The 8533-nt window shown below is 69.6% G+C and carries 5 protein-coding genes; all 5 read left to right on the plus strand.

Translation table 11 applies throughout. The features are described 5' to 3' along the window. A partial coding sequence (eccA3, locus tag A5622_RS13355) for a type VII secretion system ESX-3 AAA family ATPase EccA3 (protein ID WP_066878976.1) occupies nucleotides 1–1252 on the plus strand: 1252 nt, incomplete at its 5' end. Beyond that, entirely contained in the window at nucleotides 1249–2883 is a 1635-nt protein-coding gene (gene eccB / locus A5622_RS13360; RefSeq protein ID WP_066878978.1) for a type VII secretion protein EccB, read from the plus strand. The genes eccA3 and eccB, both read left to right, overlap by 4 nt. Then, nucleotides 2880–6857, plus strand: a complete 3978-nt coding sequence (gene eccCa / locus A5622_RS13365) for a type VII secretion protein EccCa (protein WP_066878979.1) — start codon at nucleotides 2880–2882, stop codon at nucleotides 6855–6857. Before eccB ends, eccCa begins: the two co-directional genes overlap by 4 nt. Nucleotides 6858–6859: 2 nt before the next feature. Next, on the plus strand, nucleotides 6860–7168 hold the full coding sequence (locus A5622_RS13370) for a PE family protein (protein ID WP_066872837.1): 309 nt from the start codon (nucleotides 6860–6862) through the stop codon (nucleotides 7166–7168). Nucleotides 7169–7170: 2 nt separating this feature from the next. Next, nucleotides 7171–8533: PPE family protein (locus A5622_RS13375; protein ID WP_197508006.1), on the plus strand; the 1363-nt coding region annotated here is incomplete at its 3' end.

Raw genomic sequence — 8533 nt, forward strand, 5'->3', positions numbered from 1 at the left:
CAAGATCGCGCTGGGCACCGCGCTGGCCCGGCTGGGCATGTTCGCGCCGTCGCTGTCGTATCTGGAGGAGCCCGATGGCCCCGTCGCGGTGGCCGCCGTCGATGGCGCGCTGGCCAAGGCGCTGGTGCTGCGTGCGCACGTGGACGAGGACGCGGCGAGCGAGGTGCTGCAGGATCTGTACGCCGCGCATCCCGAGAACGAGCAAGTCGAACAGGCGCTGACCGACACGAGCTTCGGCATCGTGACCACCACGGCCGCCCGCATCGAAGCCCGTACCGATCCGTGGGATCCCGAAACCGAGCCCAGCGCAGAGGATTTCGTCGACCCCGCCGCGCACGAACGCAAAGCGGTGCTGCTGCACGAGGCGGAACGTCAGCTGGCCGAATTCATCGGGCTCGACGAGGTCAAGAACCAGGTGTCGCGGCTGAAGAGCTCGGTCGCCATGGAACTGGTCCGCAAGCAGCGCGGCCTGGCGGTCGCGCAGCGCGCCCACCACCTGGTCTTCGCCGGCCCGCCCGGAACCGGTAAGACCACCATCGCCCGCGTGGTCGCCAAGATCTATTGCGGCCTCGGGCTTTTGAAGCGGGAAAACATCCGCGAGGTCCACCGCGCCGACCTGATCGGCCAGCACATCGGCGAGACCGAAGCCAAGACCAACGCGATCATCGACAGCGCACTCGACGGCGTGCTGTTCCTCGACGAGGCCTACGCGTTGGTCGCCACGGGCGCCAAGAACGACTTCGGGCTGGTGGCCATCGACACCCTGCTGGCGCGGATGGAGAACGACCGCGACCGCCTGGTGGTCATCATCGCCGGCTACCGGGCCGACCTGGACAAGTTCCTGGATACCAACGAGGGCTTGCGTTCTCGGTTCACGCGCAACATCGACTTCCCGTCGTACGCGCCGTCGGAGCTGGTCGAGATCGCGAACACCATGGCCGAGCAGCGCGACAGCATCTTCGAGCCGGCCGCGCTCGAACACATGGAGGCGTTGTTCACGAAGTTGGCCACCGAGTCGACCCCGGATGCCAACGGAATCTCGCGACGCAACTTGGACATCGCCGGTAACGGCCGATTCGTCCGAAACATCGTCGAACGCTCCGAAGAAGAACGAGAGTTCCGGCTCGACCATTCCGAAAACGCCGGAACCGGCGAATTCACTGACGAGGAGCTGATGACGATCACCGACGACGACGTCGCACGGTCGGTAGAGCCGCTGTTGCGCGGCCTTGGCCTGTCGGTGCCGGCATGACCTCCAATCACGAGTCCGACGACCGCCGTTCGTTCGCGTCGCGCACGCCGGTCAACGACAACCCCGACCAGGTCGAGTACCGCCGCGGCTTCGTCACCCGCCACCAGGTCAGCGGCTGGCGGTTCGTGATGCGCCGGATCGCCTCCGGTATCGCATTGCACGACACCAGGATGCTCGTCGACCCGCTGCGCACCCAGTCGCGCGCCGTGGCCATGGGCGTGGTCCTGCTGGTCACCGGGCTGGCCGGTTGCTTCGTGTTCTCGCTGATCCGGCCCAGCGGCACGGTGGGCACCAACGCCGTGCTGGCCGACCGGTCGACCGCCGCGCTGTATGTCCGTGTCGGCGACGACCTGCATCCCGTGCTCAACCTGACCTCCGCCCGGCTGATCACCGGCCACCCGGTCGATCCCACCATGGTGAAAAGCAGTGAGCTGGACCGTTTTCCGCGCGGCAACCTGATCGGCATCCCGGGCGCGCCGGAACGCATGGTGCAAAACCCGTCTCGCGACGCGAACTGGACGGTGTGCGACGCCGTCAGCGAGCCGGCCCAGGGCGGGCACGCCGCCCACAGCACCGGCGTCACGGTGATCGCGGGCCGCCCGGACAGCAGCGGTGCCCGCGCGGCCACGCTCGCGTCGCGGCAGGCGATCCTGGTCGAGCGTGATGGCAGCACCTGGCTGTTATGGGATGGCAAACGATCGCAGATCAACCTGACCGACCACGCGATCACGAACGCACTTGGCCTGGGGCAGAACAACTCCGAGATGCCCGCGCCCCGGCCCATCGCGCTGGGCTTGTTCAACGCGATCCCCGAGGGTCCGTCGCTGACGGCGCCCGGCATCCCGAACGCCGGCGCCCCGGCGCCGTTCGGCGTGCCCGCACCGATCGGCGCGGTGGTGGTCTCCTACGCCCTGGATCAGAGCTCCTCGGGTGCGCCGCGCTATTACGCGGTATTGCCCGACGGCCTGCAACAGATCTCGCCGGTGCTCGCCGCGATCCTGCGCAACACCAATTCCTATGGGCTGGACCAACCGCCGCGGCTGGGTGCCGACGCGGTGGCCAAGCTGCCCGTGTCGCGGATGCTGGACACCGCGCGCTATCCGGACCAACAGGTCAGTGTGGTCGACGCGGGCAAGTCGCCGGTCACGTGCGCCTACTGGAGCAAGCCGGCCGGGGCCGCGACCAGCTCGCTGAACCTGCTGTCCGGCTCGGCGCTGCCGATCGCCGAATCGATCCACACCGTCGACCTGGTGGGCGGTGGTGCCGCGACGAGCGGTGCGGTGGCCACCCGCGTGGCCCTGGCGCCCGGCACCGGTTATTTCACCCAGACCGTCGGCGGCGGCCCGGACTCGCCGGGCACCGGATCGTTGTTCTGGGTCTCCGACACCGGCGTCCGCTACGGGATCGACAACGAGGCCGAGCACTCGGCCGCCGGGCATGGCAAAACCGTTGAGGCCCTTGGCCTTAGCGGGGCGCCCGTACCCATTCCGTGGTCGGTGCTGTCGCTGTTCGCCAATGGTCCGACGTTATCGCGCGCCGACGCGCTGCTGGCACATGACGGGCTGACGCCCGACCAGAAGCCCGGCCGTGTGGCTGCTGCTGCCAAGGAAGCCGAGGGAGCCCCCCGATGAGCCGACTGATCTTCGAAGCGCGCCGCCGGTTGGCGCCGCCGGTCACCCGCAAGGGGACCATCGCCATCGAGGCCCCGCCCGAGCTGCCCCGGGTCATTCCGCCGTCGTTCCTGCGCCGGGCGATGCCCTATGTGCTGGTGATCCTGATCGTCGGGATGATCGTCGCCCTGTTCGCCACCGGGATGCGGCTCATCTCTCCGCAGACGCTGTTCTTCCCGTTCGTGCTGTTGCTCGCCGCGACCGCGATGTATCGCGGCAACGACAACAAGACGCGCACCGAGGAGGTCGACGCCGAACGCGCCGACTACCTGCGCTACCTCTCGGTGGTCCGCGACAACATCCGCACCCAGGCCGCCGCGCAGCGCGCCGCCGCGCAGTGGTCGCATCCGGAGCCCGCCGCGCTGGCGACCGTGCCGGGGTCCCGCCGGCAGTGGGAACGTGACCCACACGATCCCGACTTCCTGGTGCTGCGGGCCGGGCGGCACCACGTCCCGCTCGCCACCGCCCTGCGGGTCAACGACACCGCCGACGAGATCGACCTGGAGCCGGTGTCGCACAGCGCATTACGCAGCCTGCTCGACACCCATCGCACGGTGCGCGACGTGCCGACCGGAATCGACCTGACCAAGGTATCCCGGATCACGGTGCTGGGTCAGGAAGACGAGGCGCGGGCGGCGTTGCGCGCCTGGATCGCTCAGGCGGTCACCTGGCATGACCCGACCGTGCTCGGGGTCGCGCTGGTGACCCCCGACCTGGAGGGTCCGGACTGGTCGTGGCTGAAGTGGTTGCCGCACATCGACATTCCCGGCGAGCTCGACGGGGTCGGGCCGGCCCGCTTCATGTCGACCAACGCCGACGACCTGGTCGCGAGCCTGGGGCCGGCACTCGTTGACCGTCCGGCGTTCACCGGCGAGCCCGCCGATGCGTTGCGTCACCTGCTGATCGTCGTCGACGACCCCGACTTTGACCTGAACGCGTCGACGCTGGCGCTGGGCCGGGCGGGCGTCACCGTCGTGCACCGCAGCGCCACGGCGCCTAACCGGGAGCAGTATTCGGACCCGGAGAAGCCGATCCTGCGCGTCGCCAACGGCGCGATCGAGCGCTGGCAGACCGGCGGCTGGCAGCCCTACATCGACAACGCCGACCAGTTCGGCGCCGACGAGGCCGCGCACCTGGCTCGCCAATTGTCGCGTTGGGACTCCAACCCGACCCACACCGGGCTGCGCTCGGCGGCCACTCGCGGCGCCACGTTCACCACCATGCTGGGCATCTCGGACGCGTCCCAATTGGACGTGCCCACGCTGTGGGCGCCGCGCCGTCGCGAGGACGAGCTGCGCGTTCCGATCGGGGTCACCGCGACCGGCGAGCCGCTGATGTTCGACCTCAAGGACGAAGCCGAGGGCGGCATGGGTCCGCACGGGCTGATGATCGGTATGACGGGTTCGGGCAAGTCCCAGACCCTGATGTCGATCCTGTTGTCGCTGTTGACGACTCACTCGGCGGATCGGCTGATCGTCATCTACGCCGACTTCAAGGGCGAGGCCGGGGCCGACAGCTTCCGCAACTTCCCGCAGGTGGTCGCCGTCATCTCCAACATGGCGGAGAAGAAGTCGCTGGCCGACCGGTTCGCCGACACGCTGCGCGGCGAGGTGGCCCGGCGCGAGACGCTGCTGCGTGAGGCGGGCCGCCAGGTGCAGGGCAGCGCGTTCAACTCGGTGGTGGAATACGAGGCCGCCGTGGCGGCCGGGCACGACCTGCCGCCGATCCCGACGCTGTTCGTGGTCGCCGACGAGTTCACCCTGATGCTGGCCGACCATCCCGAATACGCCGAGCTGTTCGATTACGTTGCGCGTAAGGGCCGCTCGTTCCGCATCCACATCCTGTTCGCCTCGCAGACGCTGGACGTCGGCAAGATCAAGGACATCGACAAGAACACCTCCTACCGCATCGGTTTGAAGGTGGCCAGCCCCAGCGTTTCCCGCCAGATCATCGGTGTGGAGGATGCCTACCACATCGAATCCGGCAAGGAGCACAAGGGCGTGGGGTTCCTGGTGCCCGCACCGGGTGCGACGCCGATCAAGTTCCGCAGCACCTATGTGGACGGCATCTACGATCCGCCGCAGAAGGCCAAATCCTTTGTGGTGCCGTCCATCCCGGAGCCGAAGCTGTTCACCGCAGGACGGGTCGAACCGGATCAGGACACCGTGATCACCGCCCCCGAGGAAGACGAATTCACCGGGCCGCCGCGCAAGCTGATCGCCACCATCGGCGACCAGCTGGCGGGCTACGGTCCGCGGGCGCCGCAACTGTGGCTGCCGCCGCTGGACGAGCCGATTCCGCTGAGCGCCATGCTGGCACGCGCCGGCGTGCCGCCCCGGCAATGGCAGTGGCCGCTCGGCGAGATCGACAAGCCGTTCGAGATGCGCCGCGACCCGCTGGTGTTCGACGCCGCCTCGTCGGCCGGGAACGTGGTCATCCACGGCGGCCCCAAGTCGGGCAAATCGACTGCGCTGCAGACGTTTATCCTGTCCGCGGCCAACCTGCACTCGCCGCGCGAGGTCACCTTTTACTGCCTGGACTACGGCGGCGGCAAGCTGCGGGCACTCGAAGGCCTGGCGCATGTCGGCAGCGTGGCCTCGGCGCTCGAACCCGAACGCATCCGGCGCACCTTCGGGGAACTCGAACAGCTGCTGCTGTCGCGGCAGCGGCGAGAGGCGTTCCGGGAGTCCCGCGGCGCGGCCCCCGACGACGGCTTCGGCGAGGTGTTCCTGGTCATCGACAACCTCTACGCGTTCGGCCGCGACAACACCGACCAGTTCAACACCCGAAACCCGTTGCTGGCCAAGGTCAGCGAACTGGTCAACATCGGTCTGGCGTACGGCATCCACGTCGTCATCACCACCCCCAGCTGGCTGGAGGTGCCGCTGGCGATGCGCGACGGGCTCGGGTTGCGCCTCGAGCTCAAGCTGCACGATCCGCGGGACAGCAACGTGCGGGTGGTCGGCGCGCTGCGCCGGCCCGCCGAAGCGGTGCCGCACGACCAGCCCGGCCGCGGATTGACCATGGCCGCAGAGCATTTCCTGTTCGCCAGCCCCGCGCTGGACGCGGAAACAAACCCAGTGGCAGCCATCAACGACCGCTACCCGGGCCTGGCCGCGCCGCCGGTGCGGCTGCTGCCCACCAACCTCGCCCCGGAGTCGGTCGGATCGCTGTATCGCGGGCCGGAGCAGGTCGTCATCGGCCAGCGCGAGGAGGATCTCGCGCCGGTGGTGATCAACTTCGCCGAGAACCCGTTGCTGATGGTGTTCGGCGACAGCAAGTCCGGGAAGACCACGCTGTTGCGGCACCTCATTCGCACGGTCCGCGAGCACTCGACTCCCGATCAGGTGGCCTTCACGGTGCTGGATCGGCGGCTGCACCTCGTCGACGAACCGTTGTTCGCCGACAACGAGTACACGGCCAACGTCGACCGCATCATCCCGGCGATGCTGGGCCTGGCCAACCTCATCGAATCCCGGCGGCCGCCGGCCGGCTTGTCGCCCGCCGAGCTGGCTCGCTGGAGCTTCGCGGGCCAGACCCACTACCTGATCATCGACGACGTGGACCAGATACCGGATTCGCCGGCGATGAGCGGGCCGTACGTCGGGCAGCGTCCGTGGACGCCGCTGCTCGGGTTGCTGTCGCAGGCGGCCGATTTGGGGGTGCGGGTGATCGTCACCGCGCGCGCCACCGGCTCGGGGCACGCGTTGATGACGAACCCGTTGCTGCGCCGGTTCAACGACCTGCAGGCGACCACGCTGATGCTGGCGGGCAACCCGCAGGACAGCGGCAAGATCCGCGGTCAACGATTCGGCCGGTTGCCCGCGGGGCGGGCGATCCTGTTGGGCGACAGCGATGGCCCGACGTACGTGCAGTTGGTCAACCCCTTGATCGGGGAGTCCGTAATGGCAAGTGAAGCGCAACGGGAGGAGTAGAGATGACCTTGCGAGTGGTTCCCGAAGGTCTGGCCGCCACCAGTGCGGCGGTGGAGGCCCTGACGGCCCGGCTGGCGGCCGCGCATGCGGCGGCGGCCCCGGCGATCACGGCGGTGGTGCCGCCGGCGGTCGATCCGGTGTCGCTGCAAACCGCCGTCGGATTCAGCGCTGCGGGCCAGGAGCACTCCGCCGTGGCGGCCCAGGGTGTCGAAGAGCTGGGCCGCGCCGGCGTCGGCGTCGGCGAAGCGGGCGCAAGCTACCTCGCCGGAGACACCGCGGCCGCTGCGACGTTCGGAATCGCGGGCGCCTGACCATGACCGCCCCCATCGCGCCCATCTGGATGGCGTCGCCACCCGAGGTGCATTCGGCGTTACTGAGCGCCGGTCCAGGGCCGGGCCCGCTGTTGGCGGCCGCCGGCGCGTGGACCGCGCTCAGCGCCCAATACGCCTCGGCGGCAGCCGAACTCAGTGGGCTGTTGGGGGAGGCCCAGGCTGGCGCCTGGGAGGGGCCGAGCGCCGAGCAGTACGTGGCGGCCCACCTGCCGTACCTGGCGTGGCTGCAGCAGGCCAGCGCCGACAGCGCGGGGGCGGCCGCCCAGCAAGAGGTCGCCGCCTCGGCGTACACCGCCGCCTTGGCGGCCATGCCGACGCTGGCGGAACTGGCCACCAATCACACCGTGCACGCGGTGCTAGTCGGGACGAATTTCTTTGGGATTAACACGATTCCGATCGCGGTCAACGAGGCCGACTATGCACGGATGTGGGTCCAGGCCGCCGCCACCATGGGCACCTACCAGGCTGTGTCGGGCTCGGCCCTGGCCGCCGCGCCGCGCACCACGGCGGCGCCGTCCATCGTCAATCCCGGTGGGCAGGCCAACAGTCTGGCGGCCAACGCCTCGCAGAACAGCCCCGGGGACTGGTGGCAGAACTTCATCCAGCAGTTGTCGAAGTTCCTGCAGGACTTCTTCCAGAATATTCAGCAGATGCTGCAGGACTTCTTCTCGAACCTGCCGGCGTTCCTGGCGGCCAACGGGCCGCTGCTGTTCTTCGTTGCCTACCAGGTGTTCTTCAACGCCGTTGGCTGGCCGACCTGGGGCGCGATCCTGACCGCGCCGTTCCTGATTCCGCTGCTGCTGGGCATCGGGCTCAGCTCGTTGCTCACCACGCCGGTCGAGGCCGCCGCCCCGGAGGCCGCCCCCGCCGCGGTGGCTCCGGTGCTGACGTCGAACAAGCCGCCGTCCATGCTGCCGGCGGTCGCGCTGGCCCCGACGATGCCGGCCCCAGCCGGGGCCCCGGCCACCACGGTCGCCGCGGGTTCCGGGGCGCCGGCCGCGCCGGCGCCGGCGGCCGCGGCCAGCAACTTCGCCTACCTGGTCGCCTATGGCGGTGATCCGGACGCCGGGGTCGGACCGACGCTCGGGGGCCGCGGCGGTGCCAAAGCCCCTGCGGCCACCATCCCGGCGGCCGGAGCCGCGGCGGCCAGCCGGGCCGAGTCCCGGGCGCGGCGCCGTCGGCGCGCCGCGCTGCACGACCACGCCGACGAGTTCGCGGACATGGAATCCGACTTCGGCGTGCCGCCGGATTTCGGTGACGAGGAGGAGCTGGCCGCGGCCGTCGCATCCGCGCAGGGTGCCGGGGCGCTCGGATTCGCCGGAACGACACAGCGGCAGAAGGCTT

Origin of the sequence: Mycobacterium sp. 1245801.1 (genome assembly GCF_001673055.1) — a bacterium.
GTDB lineage: Bacteria > Actinomycetota > Actinomycetes > Mycobacteriales > Mycobacteriaceae > Mycobacterium > Mycobacterium europaeum_A.